Below are 531 nucleotides of genomic sequence, written 5' to 3'. Positions count from 1 at the left end.
GATACAAATAGCACAACCCAAATCCCCAGCGTTTATTCGCTTGCGTCAGACGTAGCAACCAATCGGCGACCTGCTTGTTCTCGGCCGAGAGCTTACTCTCGTATCGGAAACAGGTCTCGCTAATCCCCAGACAGATACACGCCAAGCGAATCGAGATCTGGTGCTTCTCGATGGCTTGCTTGGCCATCTCTCGACGTTGAGATGGCTTTACAGCTTTCCCTCAAGCGCTTCCTGCCGAATCATGGCCTTGAGCCGTTCTTCGGCATACATCTTCTTGAGTCGGGTGTTTTCAGCTTCTAACTCTTTTAAACGCTTCATCATAGAAGCATCCATACCACCGTATTTAGCACGCCACTGATAGATGGAGGCTGAGCTAACGTTATGCTCTCGGGCAAGATCTGGGATCGATACCCCAGCTTCATGCTGCTTCAAAATTGCCATTATCTGGCTTTCGGTAAAACGTGACTTTTTCATAGATCGCTCCTGATACATTGATCATAAAACTCTCTACTTAAAACCCCAATCATTTTT

General features: G+C 47.5%; 1 pseudogene. It reads right to left on the bottom strand.

From position 1 onward, the window contains the following. A pseudogene (locus tag FJM67_RS17440) lies at positions 1 to 474 on the bottom strand (transposase); the annotation flags it as partial. Positions 475 to 531: the final 57 nt, after the last annotated feature.

It is taken from the genome of Maribrevibacterium harenarium (assembly GCF_006385675.1).
Lineage (GTDB): Bacteria > Pseudomonadota > Gammaproteobacteria > Pseudomonadales > Marinomonadaceae > Marinomonas > Marinomonas harenarium.
Note: the sequence above shows the minus strand (reverse complement) of the source record. Positions and strands in the feature narration are given on the sequence as shown.